General features: G+C 73.2%; 16 protein-coding genes. 9 read left to right on the plus strand and 7 right to left on the minus strand.

Translation table 11 applies throughout. The features are described 5' to 3' along the window. Together pyk and AC1DXT_RS19170 are read left to right on the plus strand one after the other, a co-directional pair. On the plus strand, window positions 1-1,437 hold the full coding sequence (gene pyk / locus AC1DXT_RS19165; protein ID WP_477062881.1) for a pyruvate kinase: 1,437 nt from the start codon (window positions 1-3) through the stop codon (window positions 1,435-1,437). Window positions 1,438-1,618: 181 nt separating this feature from the next. Beyond that, window positions 1,619-3,844, plus strand: a complete 2,226-nt coding sequence (locus tag AC1DXT_RS19170; RefSeq protein WP_477062882.1) for a P-loop NTPase fold protein — start codon at window positions 1,619-1,621, stop codon at window positions 3,842-3,844. Here AC1DXT_RS19170 and AC1DXT_RS19175 read toward each other — a convergent pair. Further along, a complete protein-coding gene (locus AC1DXT_RS19175; protein WP_477062883.1) occupies window positions 3,804-4,421 on the minus strand; it encodes a TetR/AcrR family transcriptional regulator in 618 nt (205 codons plus the stop codon). The genes AC1DXT_RS19170 and AC1DXT_RS19175 overlap by 41 nt on opposite strands. Before the next feature lie 111 nt (window positions 4,422-4,532). On the opposite strand from AC1DXT_RS19175, the gene AC1DXT_RS19180 reads away from it, so the two are divergent. The 4 genes from AC1DXT_RS19180 to AC1DXT_RS19195 all read left to right on the plus strand — a co-directional run bounded on the left by AC1DXT_RS19180 (window position 4,533) and on the right by AC1DXT_RS19195 (window position 9,859). Continuing rightward, the gene (locus AC1DXT_RS19180) at window positions 4,533-4,892 is read left to right on the plus strand and encodes a cupin domain-containing protein (RefSeq protein WP_477062884.1); all 360 of its coding nucleotides are present in this window, start codon (window positions 4,533-4,535) and stop codon (window positions 4,890-4,892) included. Between the two features lie 5 nt (window positions 4,893-4,897). Next, window positions 4,898-5,281 carry a nuclear transport factor 2 family protein gene (locus AC1DXT_RS19185; RefSeq protein ID WP_477062885.1) on the plus strand — a complete coding sequence of 128 codons (384 nt, stop codon included), beginning with the start codon at window positions 4,898-4,900 and terminating at the stop codon, window positions 5,279-5,281. 39 nt (window positions 5,282-5,320) lie between these two features. Further along, window positions 5,321-8,149 carry an AfsR/SARP family transcriptional regulator gene (locus AC1DXT_RS19190; RefSeq protein ID WP_477062886.1) on the plus strand — a complete coding sequence of 943 codons (2,829 nt, stop codon included), beginning with the start codon at window positions 5,321-5,323 and terminating at the stop codon, window positions 8,147-8,149. A gap of 75 nt (window positions 8,150-8,224) precedes the next feature. Beyond that, window positions 8,225-9,859, plus strand: a complete 1,635-nt coding sequence (locus tag AC1DXT_RS19195) for an MFS transporter (protein WP_477062887.1) — start codon at window positions 8,225-8,227, stop codon at window positions 9,857-9,859. A 5-nt stretch (window positions 9,860-9,864) separates the two neighbouring features. Here the strand turns inward: AC1DXT_RS19195 and AC1DXT_RS19200 are convergent, their stop codons facing one another. Further along, the gene (locus tag AC1DXT_RS19200) at window positions 9,865-11,001 is read right to left on the minus strand and encodes a class I SAM-dependent methyltransferase (RefSeq protein WP_477062888.1); all 1,137 of its coding nucleotides are present in this window, start codon (window positions 10,999-11,001) and stop codon (window positions 9,865-9,867) included. A 99-nt stretch (window positions 11,002-11,100) separates the two neighbouring features. Between AC1DXT_RS19200 and AC1DXT_RS19205 the strand changes: the two genes are divergently transcribed. Continuing rightward, window positions 11,101-11,673 (plus strand): DinB family protein, encoded by a 573-nt coding sequence (locus AC1DXT_RS19205; RefSeq protein ID WP_477062889.1) that lies wholly within the window; start codon window positions 11,101-11,103, stop codon window positions 11,671-11,673. Window positions 11,674-11,683: 10 nt separating this feature from the next. Here AC1DXT_RS19205 and AC1DXT_RS19210 read toward each other — a convergent pair whose 3' ends face one another. From AC1DXT_RS19210 to AC1DXT_RS19225, 4 genes are all read right to left on the minus strand, one after another. After that, complete coding sequence (locus AC1DXT_RS19210) at window positions 11,684-12,007, minus strand: hypothetical protein (protein ID WP_477062890.1); 324 nt, start codon at window positions 12,005-12,007, stop codon at window positions 11,684-11,686. Window positions 12,008-12,042: 35 nt separating this feature from the next. Then, entirely contained in the window at window positions 12,043-12,705 is a 663-nt protein-coding gene (locus AC1DXT_RS19215) for a hypothetical protein (protein ID WP_477062891.1), read from the minus strand. An 18-nt stretch (window positions 12,706-12,723) separates the two neighbouring features. After that, complete coding sequence (gene gtfA / locus AC1DXT_RS19220; RefSeq protein WP_477062892.1) at window positions 12,724-14,229, minus strand: sucrose phosphorylase; 1,506 nt, start codon at window positions 14,227-14,229, stop codon at window positions 12,724-12,726. Between the two features lie 85 nt (window positions 14,230-14,314). Further along, window positions 14,315-14,749, minus strand: coding sequence for a MarR family winged helix-turn-helix transcriptional regulator (locus AC1DXT_RS19225; protein WP_477062893.1), 435 nt, complete (start codon window positions 14,747-14,749; stop codon window positions 14,315-14,317). 70 nt (window positions 14,750-14,819) lie between these two features. Here AC1DXT_RS19225 and AC1DXT_RS19230 point away from each other — a divergent pair, with 70 nt between their 5' ends. Both AC1DXT_RS19230 and AC1DXT_RS19235 read left to right on the plus strand, forming a co-directional pair. Continuing rightward, window positions 14,820-15,461, plus strand: a complete 642-nt coding sequence (locus AC1DXT_RS19230; RefSeq protein WP_477062894.1) for a maleylpyruvate isomerase family mycothiol-dependent enzyme — start codon at window positions 14,820-14,822, stop codon at window positions 15,459-15,461. Next, window positions 15,458-15,832 (plus strand): DUF1304 family protein, encoded by a 375-nt coding sequence (locus tag AC1DXT_RS19235; protein WP_477062895.1) that lies wholly within the window; start codon window positions 15,458-15,460, stop codon window positions 15,830-15,832. Before AC1DXT_RS19230 ends, AC1DXT_RS19235 begins: the two co-directional genes overlap by 4 nt. Before the next feature lie 144 nt (window positions 15,833-15,976). On the opposite strand, the gene AC1DXT_RS19240 is transcribed toward AC1DXT_RS19235, so the two are convergent. Further along, a partial coding sequence (locus AC1DXT_RS19240) for a hypothetical protein (protein WP_477062896.1) occupies window positions 15,977-16,213 on the minus strand: 237 nt, incomplete at its 5' end.

A 16,213-nucleotide genomic window follows, 5' to 3' on the forward strand; every position in this document is an offset into this window, starting at 1 on the left:
ATGCGTAGAGCAAAGATCGTCTGCACCATCGGTCCCGCCACAGAGTCGGCGGAGCAGATCCAGGCCCTCGTCGACGCCGGCATGGACGTGGCGCGGTTGAACCGCAGCCACGGCTCCACGGAGGTCCACAAGGCGGTGTACGACAACGTCCGCGCCGCCGCGCAGGCGTCCGGTCGGTCCGTCGCGGTCCTCGTCGACCTGCAGGGTCCGAAGATCCGCCTCGGCCGGTTCATCGCGGAGAAGCACGACCTCGCGGTGGGTGACACGTTCACCATCACCACCGAGGACGTCCAGGGCACCAAGGAGCTCGTCTCCACCACCCACAAGGGTCTGCCCAACGACGCCCGCGTCGGTGACCCGATCCTCATCGACGACGGCAAGGTCCTGGTCCGCGTGACCGCCGTGGAGGGCCCCCGCGTGGTCACCCGCGTCGAGGTCGCCGGCCCGGTGTCCAACAACAAGGGCCTCAACCTGCCGGGCGTGGCCGTGTCCGTCCCCGCGATGAGCGACAAGGACGAGGAGGACCTGCGCTGGGCCCTCAACGTCGGCGCGGACATCATCGCCCTGTCGTTCGTGCGGTCCGCCGCCGACTACGACGACGTGCGCCGGATCATGGAGGAGGAGAACCGGGTCATCCCGGTCATCGCCAAGATCGAGAAGCCGCAGGCCGTCGAGAACCTGGCCGAGATCGTCGCCGCGTTCGACGGCATCATGGTCGCCCGCGGTGACCTGGGTGTCGAGCTGCCGCTCGAGCAGGTCCCGCTGGTGCAGAAGCGTGCGGTCGAGCTGGCCCGTCGCAACGCGAAGCCCGTCATCGTGGCGACGCAGGTGCTCGAGTCCATGACCACCAACCCGCGCCCCACCCGCGCCGAGACGTCGGACTGCGCCAACGCGGTGCTCGACGGCGCGGACGCGGTCATGCTCTCGGGCGAGACGAGCGTCGGTGACTACCCGATCGAGACCGTGCGCACGATGGCGCGGATCATCGAGGCGACCGAGGAGATGGGTCGGGAGCGCATGGCGCCCCTCGGCTCCACCCCGCACACCCGCGGTGGCGTGATCACCCGGGCGGCTGCCGAGATCGGCGAGGTTCTCGACGTCAAGTACCTGGTCACGTTCACGCAGTCGGGGGACTCGGCCCGCCGCATGTCGCGCCTGCGCTCGAACATCCCGCTGCTGGCCTTCACGCCGGCGGAGGACGTGCGCAACGTCCTGTCGCTCAGCTGGGGCCTGCAGACCTACCGCGTGCCTGCCGTCGAGGACACGGACGCGATGGTCAACCAGGTCGACTCGACGCTGCGCGCCAACGGTCTCGCGGAGATCGGCGACTACGTCGTCGTCGTTGCCGGTGCCCCCGTGGGCGTCGTCGGCTCGACGAACTCGATCGTCGTGCACAAGATCGGCGACGAGGAGAACTCGAGCGGCCGCGTCGCCTGACGCACCGCCCTCGTACCACCACGTTCGGCCCCGGCGCACGTCGCGCCGGGGCCGAACGGCGTCTCCGGCCCGGAGCGCGACGGCGTTGCCCCGTGGGCACCCGCACTGCGACGATCGGGGTGCAGACCGGGTGACGTCCCGCGCGGGCGTGACCCGCGGGCGGCGCGCGCGGGGGGATGCCGTGGAGGAGAGACGCCGCCCGGTCGTGGACGTGGTCCTCGGCAACGTGCTGGCGCTGCCTGCCGATCTTCTGGTGCTTCCGACCACCGCGCTCGGAACCCTGGGCGATCCGTGGCACACGTTCCTCCTGAGCCTCGGGGTCGACCTGCCGATCCCAGGCACCACGCTGGGCCGGCTCGTGATGCTCGACGTGCCGAAGTCGCAGTACGTGCGACGCGTGGCCGTCGCCGCCACGGTGGCCGCGGCAGGTGCACCGGCGGAGCCGAGCGTGATCGGCCGCCTCGCGGAGCAGATCGGTACCGTGACGCACGAGCACGGGATCGACGACGTCCTGACCCCCGCGCTGGGTGCGGGCGCGGGGAACCTGACTCCCGAGGTGGCGCTCGAGGCGCTCGTCGACGGGTTCGTCCGGGCGGCTGCACCGGGCGCGCGGCTGCATGTCGTCGTCGCCTCGAGGGTCGAGCAGGAGCTCCTGGAGCGCCGGCTGCAGGAGCTCGCGGGTGAGGTGCCCGAGTTGCCGTCCGAGGCGCCGGAGTCGGTAGCCCCGGCGTCCGGCCGGACGAAGGCCCGTCCGCGGTCCGAGGCGTCGGCGCCTCCACCGGCCACCACGTCGCCCAGTCCCGACGCCGCGGCCGAGACGTCCACGGGCAGGACGAGGCTGGTCCATGACCAGCCGGCCCGGAACGACCTGCTCGGCCGCGCGAGCCTCGCCACCGAGGTGGCGATCCTGCTGCGCGAGCTGGCCGACGCGCCCGACCGGGCGGACGAGGCGTTCGCCGTCCATCTGGACGCGCCGTGGGGAGCGGGCAAGAGCAGCCTCGTCGGGTTCATCGGTGAGCGTCTCGCCACGCCGGAGGACCCGACGCTGCGCGCGTGGACCGTCATCGAGCTCGACGCGTGGAGGTCGTCACAGCTGTCGCCCGCATGGTGGGCGGTGCTGGGGCATCTCCGCGAGGGGGTGCGGGCGTCGCTGAGCCCTCGGCGCCGGGTCGGGTTCTCCGTGCGCCGGTTCTTCGCCTCGGCACGTCGGCTCTGGCGCATCTGGCTGCCGCCCGCACTCGTCCTCATCGTCCTGGTGGCGGTCTGGCTGTGGCAGGGAGACCCGCGCGCGACCATGACCGTGCTCACCGGGGTCGTCGCGTTCACGGTGGCGATCGGGGGTCTGGGCAGCAAGTTCCTGTCGCTCGGCTCCCTGCAGGGCGCCCGCGTGCACGAGCGGCTGAACGAGAACCCCATGGAGGAGGTGGCCGAGCAGATCTGGGCCATCCGCCGGGAGAGCCCCAAGGACGTGCTGCTGGTGCTCGACGACCTCGACCGCTGCAACGAACGGTTCGCGGTGGAGCTGCTCGACGCTGTCCAGACGCTCCTGCGTCGGGGGCCGGAGCGGTCGACCCGGCGGTCCCGGCGCCGTGCGGCCGCCGGCGCAGACCCGATCCCCGCACTGGTCGTGCTTGCCGTCGGCGACGGGCGCTGGCTGCGTGCTGCCTACGAGGACGCCTACCGCGTGTTCTCGCCGTACGTCAGCGAACCGGGGAGGCCGCTCGGCCACCTGTTCCTCGACAAGCTCTTCCAACTCCGCATCGAGCTGCCCACGCTCAACCGCACCCAGGTCTCCGGCTACCTCGCCGGGCTGCTGGACGTGGCCCCGAAGGACGGCGCCGGCGGGACGGGTGCGGCCGAGCTGCTGGCCCGGATCCGGGAGGCGCCGCAGGAGGTCGGCCCCGGATCGCTCGACGAGCGGATGGTCGACCTCATGAGCGAGGCGCGCGGTCTGGGCGACACGACCCGCCAGGGGCTGGCCGAAGCGGTGCTCGAGGCGCGGCGCACCAACCCCGAGCGCGCGACGCAGCAGAGCCACATCCTGGAGCAGTACGCGGAGCTGCTCGAGCCCAACCCCCGCGCCACCAAGCGGTTCCTCATGGCCTACAACGTGGCGTTCGCCGCACGCCTGACGGAGCTGGAGCCGCTCGAGCCCACGACCCTCGCCCTGTGGACGGTCGTGGCGACGAGGTGGCCCGCGCTCGCCGAGTGGATCCGGAGCGAGCTCCCGGACGGAGACCTCTCGCCGGTCGACGAGCCGGGGCACCCGAGCGGCCTCCTCCGCGACCCGCACGTGCGGATGGTCGTCGGCTCCGACAGGGGCGGACCGCTCGACCGGGCGCGCGTCCTGCGGTGCTGCGGCTACGTCACCGAGGCTCGGCCGGGCCCGCGGGTGCCACCCCCGTGAGATCGGCGAGGAGGCGCCCGGCGGCGGTCTCGAAGCGCGCCGGGTCGCCGTGGGAGCGGGCGACGAGCATGGCGCCCTCGAGGCCGCCGACGATGATCCGGGCGGCCTCGTCCGACGGGCCGGTGAGCCGGAGCGCACCCTCGTCGCGACCGGCGTCGAGCACCTGCTCGAGCCACGCCTCGTTGTCGTCGAAGAACGTGGTGACCGCTGCGCGCATCGGGGCGGGGAGCGTGGGGTACTCCGCGGCGAGCATGCCGCACAGGCACATCCGCTGGTCGCGCAGGACGTCGGTGTAGAGGGCCACGTAGGCGTCGAGCTTGCGGCGCGCGTCGTCGGGGCGCTCGGCGATCGAGCTGAGCGCGACGGCGAACCGCTCGGCGTAGCGGCGGATCAGGGCCTCGCCGAGGTCGGCCTTCGTCGCGAAGTGGTAGTGCAGGCTCGGCTTGGCGATGCCGAGCTCCGAGGCGACGTCCGCGTAGCTGAACCCGTTGAAGCCGCGCGTCTGGACCAGGCGCTCGGCGACGTCGAGGATCCGCGTGCGGGTGTCGGCCGTCGGTGGGGCGTCGATCGGGGTCATGTCCGCATCCTCCGTCGGGTGAGAGTCATTGACACCTACCTACTAGAAGGTCAGGATACCAGGAAGGGTCCATACCGGGGCAGAGCGCCCCGCCGACGAGGAGGTCGGACCATGCAGGAGACCGCGCACAAGACGTTCCAGGCACCCGACGAGACGCGGGAGTTCCCGCACGGCAGAGCCGAGATCGTGACGGTGGGAGACAGCGAGGTCGGGCGCCTGGTGTTCGAGCCGGGCTGGCGGTGGTCCGTCGACGTCCAGCCGACCGCGGGCACGCCCAGCTGCGAGGCGCCGCACTTCCAGTACCACGTGAGCGGTCGGATGGGGATCCGCATGGACGACGGCACCGAGATGATCGCCTCCGCCGGCGACGTGACATCACTGCCGAAGGGGCACGACGCCTGGGTGCTCGGCGACGAGCCCGTCGTCGTCGTCGACTGGTACGGCGCCAGCGACTACGCCCGGCAGAGGTGAGCCCGATGAGCGAGGACGAGAACCGGGCCGTGGTCGAGCGGCTCATCCAGTGCCTGAACGACCGCAAGATCGAGGTGATGGACGACCTGTTCCACGAGGACGCGGTGATGGACTGGCCGCAGTCGGGCGAGCGGATCGTCGGCGGTGACGCCCGCCGCGGGGTCTACGGAGCGTTCCCGGTGCTGCCCACCATCACCCCGCGGCGGATGCTCGCGGCGGGTGACCTGGTCGTGGCCGAGGCGACTCTCGACTACGACGGGCCGGTGTTCCACAGCACGTTCATCTTCGAGCTCCGGGACGGGAAGATCGCGCGGGAGACCGCGTACTGGGCGGAGCCGTTCGACCCGCCCGAGTGGCGGTCGCAGTGGGTGACGCTGGACGGCGCCTAGGGGCGGACGACGGGTACGCCGCCCTCGTAGCATCGGCGCATGGAGGTCGGGGTGCTCGGCCCGCTCGAGCTGCGCGAGGACGGCCGGACCGTCGAGGTGCTCGGCGCCCAGCAGCGTGCGCTGCTCGCGGTGCTGGTGGCTCGGCGCGGGCGCGTCGTGCCGGCCGACGTGCTCGTCGAGGCGCTGTGGGGACAGGACCCGCCGCGGACCGCCATCCACACGCTGCACACCCACGCGTCCCGGCTCCGCCGGGCGCAGGGCATCCCGCTGCGGGCGGTCGACGGGGGCTACCTGCTGGAGCTCGAAGCGGACCGGGTCGACGGCGCGCGGTTCGAGGCGCTCGTCGCGGACGCGGCCGCCGGCCCGGCGACGGACGCGGTGCGGCTGCTCGAGCAGGCGCTGGCGCTGTGGCGTGGCGCGGCGTTCGGTCGGGCGGCGGACCTCGTGGCGGTGCGGGGGGAGGCACTGCGGCTCGACGAGGCCCGGTCCGCCGCCCGGGAGCAGCTCGCCGCCGCTCTGCACGCGACCGGTCGGTCGGCCGAGGCGGTGACAGTGCTGGAGGAGCTGGTCGCGGACGAGCCCTACCGGGAGACCGCGTGGGCGCGGCTCGCCCGCGTGCTGACGGCGGCCGGTCGGCCGGCCGACGGGGTCGCGGCGGTGGCCAGGGCGAGCGCCAGCCTGGACGAGCTCGGGCTGCTGCCGTCGGCCGACCTGCGGGCCGCGCAGGCGGAGGCGCTCCGGGGCGGCCCGGCACGGACGACAGCGCGTCCGTCCCTCCCGGTGCCCGCGTCGACGCTGCTGGGTCGCGAGGCGGACGTCGCCGCGGTGGACGACCTGGTCGGCACCCGGCCGCTCACGACCCTCCTGGGCCCGGGGGGCGTCGGCAAGACGCGGGTAGCCCTCGAGGTCGCTCGCCGCCGGGCTGGGCGGCACCGGGCGGGGGTGCGGCTGGTGGAGCTCGCCACGCTCACCGACGGAGCTGCTGTACCGGCCGCGACGGTGGCGGCGCTGGAGCTGTCGGGGGAGGGCGGCACCACCTCGACCATGCTGCGTCGCGCGGGGACCCTGGACCTGCTGGTCGTGCTGGACAACTGCGAGCACGTCATCGAGGCGGTGGCGGCGGTGGTCGAGGACCTGCTGGCTGCCGGGGGACCGTTGCGCGTGCTCGCGACGAGCCGGGAGCGGCTCGAGGTGGCCGGTGAGCGGGTGTATGCCGTGGCGCCGCTGGCGGTCGACGGCGACGACCCGTCGGCGCGCCGGCTCTTCGTCGAGCGCGCACGCGCGGCGGGAGCGTGGAGCGCCGAGCCGGACCCGTCCGAGCTGGACCGGGTGGTCCGCGAGCTGGACGGTCTCCCGCTCGCCATCGAGATGGCCGCCGCGCGGGCCGCGACGATGGGCCTCGCCGACCTCGGGGACCAGCTGGAGCTGGACACAGCCCGGCTCGAACACCCGGGCCGGGGCACGGCCGCACGGCACCGCACGCTCGCATCGGTGATCGCCTGGTCCTCCGCGCTCCTCGACGACGCCGAGCGCACCGTCCTGGCCGACTGGCCCGTCTTCGCCGGGCCGGTGCGCCCGGCCGACGCGACCGCGGTGCTCGAGGCGGGGGCCGACGTCCCGGACCGTCTCGTGCGGCGATCGCTGCTGGCCCTGGACGTACGCGACGGCCGCACGCGGTACCGCATGCTGCACACCGTGCGCTCCGCCGTGCTGGACGTGGCCCCGGTGCGGCCGGCGCTGCGGCGTCGGCACGCCGACTGGTTCCTCCGCGTGGCCACCGACGCGGACGCCGCGCTGCGCACGTCGGCCGAGCCCGAGGCCTGCGCGCTGCTGTCCGTGCAGGTGGCGGACCTGCGCGCGGCGCACGCGTGGGCGCGGGTGGCCGACCCTGCCCTGGCGGCCCGGCTGTCGGGAGCGCTGCACGTGCACGCCACGGGCACCATGAACGACGAGATCCTGGGATGGGCGGCCCGGCTCGGTCCGGTGCTCGGCGACGACGACCCGTCGGGCGCCGCCGCGCAGGTCTCGGTCGCCGCGCGGCTCGTGGTCGGGGGCGAGCTGCAGGCGGGGGAGCACCGGGCGCGGCAGGCGCTGGAGGTGGCGCCCGACGACCGCGTGCGGATGACCGCGCTCGAGGTGCTGGGCGACGTGGCGCTCTACGACGGCCGGTTGGAGGACTCGGCGGCGCTGGGTCTGCGCATCGTCGAGCTCGCCCGGTCGCTGGATGACCCGCACTACGTGATGACCGGGCTCAGCTACCCGCTCCTGTGCGCGTCCTACGCGGGGCGGCACGACGAGGCGCAGGAGTGGCTCGCCCGCACCCGGGAGGAGCTCGGCCGGTTCGACGACCTCGGCCCGACCGTTCTGGGCAACCTCGCGTACGCCGCGGGCGAGATCGAGATCGAGCACCGTCCGGCGGTCGCCCTTGCGCACCTGGAACGGGCGGCAGCGCTCGCCGAGCAGTCCGGGTGCACCTTCCTCGGCGGGATCGCGCGCGTCTCGGCCTCGTCGGTCCGGGCCCGGCACCAGGACCCGGCGGCCGCGATGCCCGCGTTCGACGAGGTGGTCCGCTGGTGGCTGGTCCGCGCGAACCGCACGCACCTGGTCACCACGCTGCGCAACCTCGTCGACCTGCTCGAGCGGGTCGGTGCCGACACCGCGGCCGCCGAGCTGTGGGGAGCGGTGGTCCTCGGCGGCGGATCGGTGAGCTTCGGCGCCGAGCGCGCGCGGCTCGACCAGGCCCGCGAGCGGCTCGAGAGCCGGCTCGGCGCGGACCGGTTCGCCGAGCTCGCCGAGGTCGGGGCGACCCTCGATCCCGAGACGGCTGCCCGGCACGCCCTGGCCGCGATGTCGGCCGGTCCCTCGTAGCCGTAGCGCTCGGCGCCCGGGTGGTGGTACTGCTGGACAGCCCGGCGGGACGCCGGAGGGAGGACACGGTGCCGGATGGCCTCTCGCACCCGCGGGGCAGCAGGTCTCGTCCTGTTCACGCTCGCCACGGCGCAGTTCCTCATGACGCTGGACAGCTCGGTGATGAACGTGTCCATCGCGCAGGTCGCGGAGGACGTCGGGACCACCGTGACGGGCATCCAGACCGCCATCACGCTCTACACGCTCGTCATGGCGACCATGATGATCACGGGCGGCAAGATCGGGAGCCTGATCGGCCGGCGCAGGGCGTTCGCCATCGGCTGCGTGATCTACGCCTGCGGCTCGTTCGTCACCTCGATCGCCCAGACCCTGCCGGTGCTGATCCTCGGCTGGTCGGTGCTCGAGGGACTGGGCGCGGCGCTGATCATGCCGGCGATCGTCGCGCTCGTCGCCTCCAACTTCGGCACCGCCGACCGTCCGAGGGCGTACGGCCTGGTCGCCTCGGCGGGCGCGATCGCCGTGGCTGCCGGGCCGCTGATCGGTGGGTTCGTCACCACCTACTGGACGTGGCGCTACGTGTTCGCCGGCGAGGTCGTCCTGGTCGTCGGCATCCTGGCGCTCACCCGGAAGATCGCCGACGCCGAGCCGGAGGAGCGGTTCCGCCTCGACCTCGTCGGCTCCGCCCTGTCCGCCCTCGGCCTCGGGCTCGCGGTGTTCGGGGTGCTCCGCTCCGGGGAGTGGGGGTGGGTGCTGACACGCCCTGGTGGGCCGTCCTGGCTGGGGCTGTCACCGACGGTCTGGCTGGTCCTGGCGGGCCTCGTCGTGCTCCGGATGTTCGTCGCGTGGGAGCACCACGTCGACGCGGCGGGTCGAGAGCCGCTCCTGCGCCTGGACCTGCTCCGCAACGCCAGGCTCGTCGGTGGCCTGACGATGTTCTTCTTCCAGTTCATGATCCAGGCCGGCCTCTTCTTCGTCGTCCCGCTGTTCCTGTCCATCTCCCTCGGCCTGACGGCGCTCCAGACCGGTGCGCGGCTCCTCCCGCTGTCCGTGTCGCTCCTCATCGCCGCCATCGGCATCCCGCGGTTCTTCCCCCGGGCGTCTCCGCGCGAGGTGGTGCGCTGGGGCCTGGCCGCGTTGCTGCTGGGCATCGTCGTGCTCATGGGCGCGCTCGAGGTGGGAGCCGGAGCCGAGATCGTCACCGTCCCGCTCCTGCTCGCCGGGTTCGGGGTCGGCGCGCTCGCGTCGCAGCTCGGCGCGGTCACCGTCTCGGCGGTGCCGGACGAGCTGAGCGGTGACGTGGGCGGCGTGCAGAACACGATGACCAACCTGGGCGCGTCGCTCGGCACCGCGGTGGCCGGCTCGATCCTCATCGCGACCCTGACGTCGACGCTCCTGACCGGTCTGGGAGACAACCCGCAGGTCAGCGCCGAGGTCACGGCCACGGCGGAGGTGCAGCTGGCGGGCGGGGTGCCGTTCGTGTCCGACGCCCAGCTGCAGACCGCGCTCGGCGACGCCGGCCTGCCGCCGGACGAGGTCACGGCGATCACCGAGGAGAACGCGGCGGCCCGGATCGACGCACTGCGGGCGAGTCTCGCCGTGCTGGCGATCGTGGCCGCGCTCGCGCTCTACTTCTCCCGCCTGATCCCCACGCTCCCGGTGGGCTCCGAGCCGGTGGCAGCCGCGTCACCACCACCGGCCCGTCGCACCTGAGGCCGCTAGAGCCGGAGGCGGTAGAAGCGGAAGAAGTCGTGCTCCACGGGGAGGATCTCGACGGCCGCGAAGCCCGCCGCGGCGGCGTAGCCCGCGAGCACGCTCGGACGCATGACCGTCCCCGTGCCCACGCCGCCCGGGGTCGACAGCCCGTCGGGCAGGCAGCACAGGATCGAGAACCCGTAGAGCAGGCGCTCGACCAGGTCGCCCGGTGCGGCGAACGTCTCGCCGGCCCGCTCGTCCATGACGAGGACGTAGCCGTCGTCGCGGACCATCTCGCGCATCGCCGCGAGGACGCCGACCGGGTCGGGCATGTCGTGCACGCACTCGTAGGCCATCACCACGTCGAACGCTCCGGACCGGGACTCGCGCAGGTCGGCGGCGTCGACGGTCGAGAACGTGACCCGGTCGTCGACGCCGTGCGCGCTCGCGTGCCGGCGGGCGGCAGCCACCGACGGCTCGTCGACGTCGAACCCCTCGAACGTCGCCGCCACGAACCCGCGGGCCAGCCCGATGGTCGACCAGCCCTCCCCGCTGCCGATGTCGGCCACGCGTGCGGGTCCCCGCAGGCGCGCGTGGAGGTCGGGCAGCGCGGGGACGATCTCCTGGGTGAGCTGGTGGAGGAACAGCGGTCGGTTGAACGCGGCCTGCGCGGCCCGGGCATCCGGTCCCAGCTGGGCCCAGCTGACGCCGCCTCCGTTCCGGTACGCCTCGACGAAGTCGTCGAACCGGCGACCGGCGGCGACCGCGAACCCGGCCAGCGGGGCGGTGTGCGCGGGGCTGTCCGCGTCGGTGAGCACCTCGACGGCTCCGGGGGCGACGTGGAACCGGCGCTCGGTGGGTGCGGCGGCGTCGTCGTCGACCAGCAGGTAGCCGGTGACCGCCTGCTGCTCGAGCCACTCGCGGGCGTAGCGCTCCTGCGTGCCGGTGCGGTGGGCGAGCTCGACGGACGTGAGCGGTCCCTCGTCGATCAGCGCCTGGTACCACCCGAGCGTGCGGCCCAGGTGGAGCGCGAGGACCTCCATGGCGCCGAGGGTGGCCGCGACCACGCGCGTCGAGAACACCTCGACGTCGGCGTCGGGGGCGGGGGTCTCGAACAGGTCGCTCGTGCCGGCGGTGCTGGTCTGCGTGGTCGTGCTCATGGTTCCTCCCGATCGGGTGCGGTGTGCATGACCCCAGGGTGCAGATGCCTCCTCGCAGATCGCTCGCAGCCTGCTCGCGCCGCACGGCATAGTGGCGGGATGGACGACAAGGAGACCCTGCACCGCTACCTGCGGACGCAGCGCGCCAGCCTGCTGAGCAAGCTCGACGGTCTGGACGAGTACGAGATCCGGCGGCCGATGACGTCGACGGGCACCAACCTGCTCGGGCTCGTGAAGCACGTGGCCAGCGTCGAGCTCGGCTACTTCGGAGAGGTCTTCGGCAGACCGGCGGACCGCGAGCTGCCCTGGTTCGCCGACGACGCCGAGGTGAACGCCGACATGTGGGCGACCCCGGACGAGACGCGCGAGGAGATCGTCGCGCTGCACACCTACTCCGCGACGCACAGCGACGCGACGATCGAGGCCCTGCCGCTCGATGCCGTCGGTGACGTGCCGTGGTGGGGAGACAAGAGGCGCGTGACGCTGCACCAGATCCTCGTGCACATGTGCGTGGAGACCGCACGGCACGCAGGCCACGCCGACATCGTCCGCGAGGCCATCGACGGCGCCGTCGGGCGCGAGGCCGACGACCCCAACATCCCGACGATCGACTGGCCGGCCTACCGGGAGCGCCTGGAGTCCGCCGCACGGCAGGCCGGCTCGACCGCGTGAGTCCGGGGGGTCACCCGGGAACACCCGTGGCTGTCACGGGGCCGGGCTCGCCCGCGTGCACCACCCGACGGGCGCGGCGGAGCAGCCGGATCGCGAGGAGCGCGAGCGGGATGTTGACCATCGCCGGGACGCCGACCCAGTAGGAGGCCGTGAGCACGGCGTACGCCGCCCACAGGCTCTCGGTCGCCAGCAGCACCACCTGGGTGGTGATCGAGATGCCCCCGAGCGCGGTCGGGGAGTGGCGCCGGCGCCACAGGCGGACCGCCTGCGGCCACCACAACGTCAGGGAGCCGGCCGATGCCAGCAACCCGACGTACTCCACGGCGGCGCTCATGCAGAGCAGGGGTGCCCGACGCGCGCGGAGATACCTCAGCCCGGCTCGGGGGCGCGGGCGCGTGCCGGGGTCAGCAGGATGGCGACGCTCAGCACGAGCACCCAGGCGGGGAACAGGAGCCGTGCCCAGGTGATCGTGCCGGCGACCAGCAGGAGCACCAGGGCGACGGCGTAGCCGCTGAACGGGACCCAGCGGGGGACCGCGGCGGTCCGCAGCGCGACGGTGCTCACCGAGAGGGTGAACACGGCCGCCATCCGCATCGCGTACACCGACACGAGCGCCTGGGTGGAACCCCGTCCGAAGGTCCAGATCGCCTCGTCGATGCTCTCGCTCGGGATCATCTGCACCAGGCTGGTCACGGTCACCGCACCCTGGAAGAGCATCGCCAGGAACAGCAGGCCGCTGCCGAGGAAGACGGTGGAGAAGAGCCGGTCCTCGACGTCACCGAGCTGGTCCCGGACGACGCCGATGAACCAGAGGAACGCGATGCCCGCGAACGGCACGAGGTTCAGGCCGATGCGGACCAGGGCCTGGCTCCGGGGGTCGGACTCCAGGGACCGGAGGCTCTCGCCCGCGAGCGCGACCTGCATCATGACGAGGGCGGTGATGAGGAGGACGCCGAAGACGATGCCCGCGACCGCTGCGGACCGTCGGCTGCGCCACCGTCGCGCGGTGACGCCCGGCTCCGGCGTGGTCACGGCGACGTCCGCGGTCGGCTAGGCACGTGGGGGAGCCCCCAGCAGGTCGGACGTGCGGCCGTTCGCGCCCGTCGCCGTCGTCCACTCGATCGTCGTCGAGCTGTCGGCGAGGTCCACGGTGAGGCGAGCGGTGGCGGCGGGGAGGGCGAGCCCGCGACGCGTCAGCCGCAGCACCGACCCGTCGAGATCGACCTCGACGCCGCTGTCGAAAGCGGGCAGGGCGTTCCGGAACCGGCACAGGTCCAGCAGCGCGGCGACGACGGGCCGCGCGAGGGCGGCGTCGATCTCCGCCGGCGTGTAGTGGTGCCGGTTGATGTCCCGGCCGACGCCCGTGCGTGCGAGCAGGTCCACGTCGTTGCCGCCCGCGAGAGCGCCCACGTAGTAGACCTGCGGGATCCCGGGGGTGAACAGCTGGAGGGCGCGGGCGGCCAGGTAGGCGCGGTCGTCGCCCCCCAGCGCGTCGTAGAACGTCGAGTTCACCTGGTAGAGGTCGAGGTTCGAGGCCGCCGCACCGGTGGCGCGCTCCGAAGCGCCCCGGGTGCGGGCGTGGATGCCGTGCACCAGCGCGTCGATCTGGGCGGGGTCCAGGAGGCCGGGGCGGGGTGCCTCGCCGGGCTGCACGGTCTGGTCCGGGCCGACGTCGATGACGCCGATGCCGTCGTGGGTGTCCAGGACCGTCACGGCGTTGGCCGGGCGCTCGGCCATCCAGCGGGCGAGGACGGAGCCGTCGCCCGTGTAGAGCGCGTGCAGCACCAGCGGGGGCAGGGCGAAGTCGTACACCAGGTCGACGGAGCGGCCGATCTCGATCTGCCGCCGGAAGTACGAGTGGACCTCGACCAGCACGTCGACACCGCGGKCGCGTGCCTGCCCGGTGAACTCCTCGATGAACGCGAAGGTCTCCGGCGTCATGAAGCACGTGGTCCCGGGCGTCTTCACCGCGTACCCGACGGCGTCGAGGCGCACGAGCGAGACCCCGGCGGCGGCGACCGCGTCGAGGATCGACGTCAGGTACGCCGAACCCGCCGCCGCGCGCACGTCGATGTCGATCTGCTGCGGTGTGAAGGTCGTCCACACGAAGCGCAGCCGGTCTCCGAGCCGGATCGGCGTGAACGGCAGGCCAGGGCGCGGCCGGTAGATCCGCGTGAGGTCCTCCTCGGTGGCGCCGGCGGGGAACACCGAGGACATGGTGAGGAACATGCCGGCGTGCGGCGAGGAGTCCCCGCGCGCCCGGACGTCGGCGAACGCGGCCGACTCGGCGGACACGTGGTTGACGATCAGGTCGACCACGGTGTCGTGCGTCCGGCCGAGCTCACGGACGTCGTCCCAGCTGCCCAGACGCGGGTCGACCGCCGTGTGGTCCACGGGATCGAACCCCGCGTCGGCACCGTCGTACGGGGTGAAGAACGGCAGCACGTGCACGCCACCGAACGCTCCGGCCAGCGGGCCACGCAGCAGCCGCGTGAGCCCGGCCAGGTCGCCGCCCAGGCGGTCGGCGTACGCGATCAGCTGCACCTCGTTGCGCATCGGACCGTCCTCGTCGATGCCCGCACGCGTTCGTGGCGGGACACCACGTTCCTACCGCGCGCAGCGTCCGAGCGATAGTCGGACGTCAGGCGTAAGGGTCCGTGATCTCCCGGAGCCGGACGAGCGTCTCGCGCAGGGCGTTCATGCGCCGCGACCCGAGGTGCTTCTCCCACTCCGCCTCGACCTCGGCCACGACCTCGGCCGCGGCCGCCTGGGCGGCCGATCCGCGCGCGGTGATCCGGACCAGACGGGCACGCCCGTCCGCGGGGTCCGGGACGCGGCGGACGTACCCGGCGCGTTCGAGCTGGTCGACCAGGAACCCCGCGGTCTGCTTGGTCACCTGGGCCTGCTCCGCCAGGTCGGTGAGGCGCGTGCCGTCCGGCCCGATCCGCTGGAACACCCGGGCCTGCGCGAGCGTGACGTCGTCGAACCCGGCGTCGCCGAGCGCGGCGAGGACCCGCGCCTCCATGGCCCGGTAGGGGAGGAAGAGCAGCAGCCCGACGGTGGGTGTCGAGGTCACGACGACTCCTTGACGATGGTCAGAACCTCTGTCTAAAGTCGTCAGAGTACCGTACTAACGGGGGCGTGGCATGGACCGGGACGAGGTGTGGCGCACCGTCGACTCCGAGCGCGCCGCGCTGGCGTCGTTGCTGGTCACGCTCGACGACGGAGCGTGGGCGACGCCGTCGCTCTGCGCGGGCTGGACGGTCCGCGACGTCGCCGCCCACGTGATCTCGTCGCCGCAGGCGACCCCGGCGGACGTCGTGCGGTCGCTCGTGCGAGCGCGGGGCGACTTCGACCGTGCGATTGCCGCCGAGGCCAGGCGATGGTCGCACCGCCCGACGGCGCAGATCGTCGAGGACTACCGCCGGTTCGCCGGATCGCGGCGGCACCCGGTGGGCACCACCTACGTCGACCCGCTGCTCGACGTCCTCGTGCACACCCAGGACATCGCCGTCCCGCTCGGCCGTGAGCACCCCATGCCGCCGGAGGCGGCCGCCGTGGCCGCGACGCTCGTGTGGCGGCGGTCGTTCCCGTTCCACGCCCGCCGGCGCCTCGCAGGGCACCGGCTCGTCGCCACCGACACCGACTGGTCTGCGGGCGAAGGGCAGCCGGTGGAGGGGCCCGTCCAGGCGCTCCTCCTGCTGCTCACCGGTCGCACCGCCGCTGTCCGGCGGCTCCCCGGGACCCCGGTCCCGCAGCTCGCCCTCCGCACAGGAGTCCGCTCATGAACGCGTTCGCCCAGGTCGTCGCCCTGCTGGTCTCTCTGGTGCTCATCGTCATGTGGGTCCTGGAGTCCTTCTTCCACGACCGCCCGTCCCTCTACCCGATCTTCCTCATCGAGCCGCAGGACGTCCCGGCGGTGCGCATGTGGGCCGTCAACGTCGGCTTCTACAACCTCTGCTTCGGACTTGCCGGCCTGCTCGGGCTCCTGATCCTGCACGTGGGTGACCCGGCGGTGGGTCGGGCGCTGGTGCTCGTCGTGTGCGCCAGCCACGTGCTCCTCGCCCTCGTCCTGTACGTCTCCGAGCGCCGGCTCTGGCTCAGTGCGCTCGGCGAGGGCGTCCCGGCGCTGGCCGTCGTCGTCGCCACGCTGGCGTGACCCTCGAGTGAGGGGCCCCGCCGGGGGGCGGGACCCTGCGCGGGGTCGTCGCCCCAGTGGCACGACCACGCGAGGCTCGCCCGCCGTCATCGTGACTGATCGCCCTGCTCGCACCGGCGGAACGGCCAGAGCCGGTTGGTGGGTTCAGGGGGTGTCGAAGGCGTCGATGTCGAGGTTGTCGGTGGTCAGGCCGTGGGTGGTGCCGTCGAAGTAGGTCGACCAGGTGCCGGTGGTGTTGGCGATGATGTCTTCGTCTTGGGTGGTGCCCAGGGTGGGGATGGTGGTGGTGGGGGTGGAGAAGGACAGCAGGTAGTGGGTGGCGTCGGTGCGGACGTAGCCGTCGACGTTGGTGCCGGCGGGTAGTCCGAGGGTGGTGGCGTC

It is taken from the genome of Cellulomonas sp. P1_G12_2 (assembly GCF_056405535.1).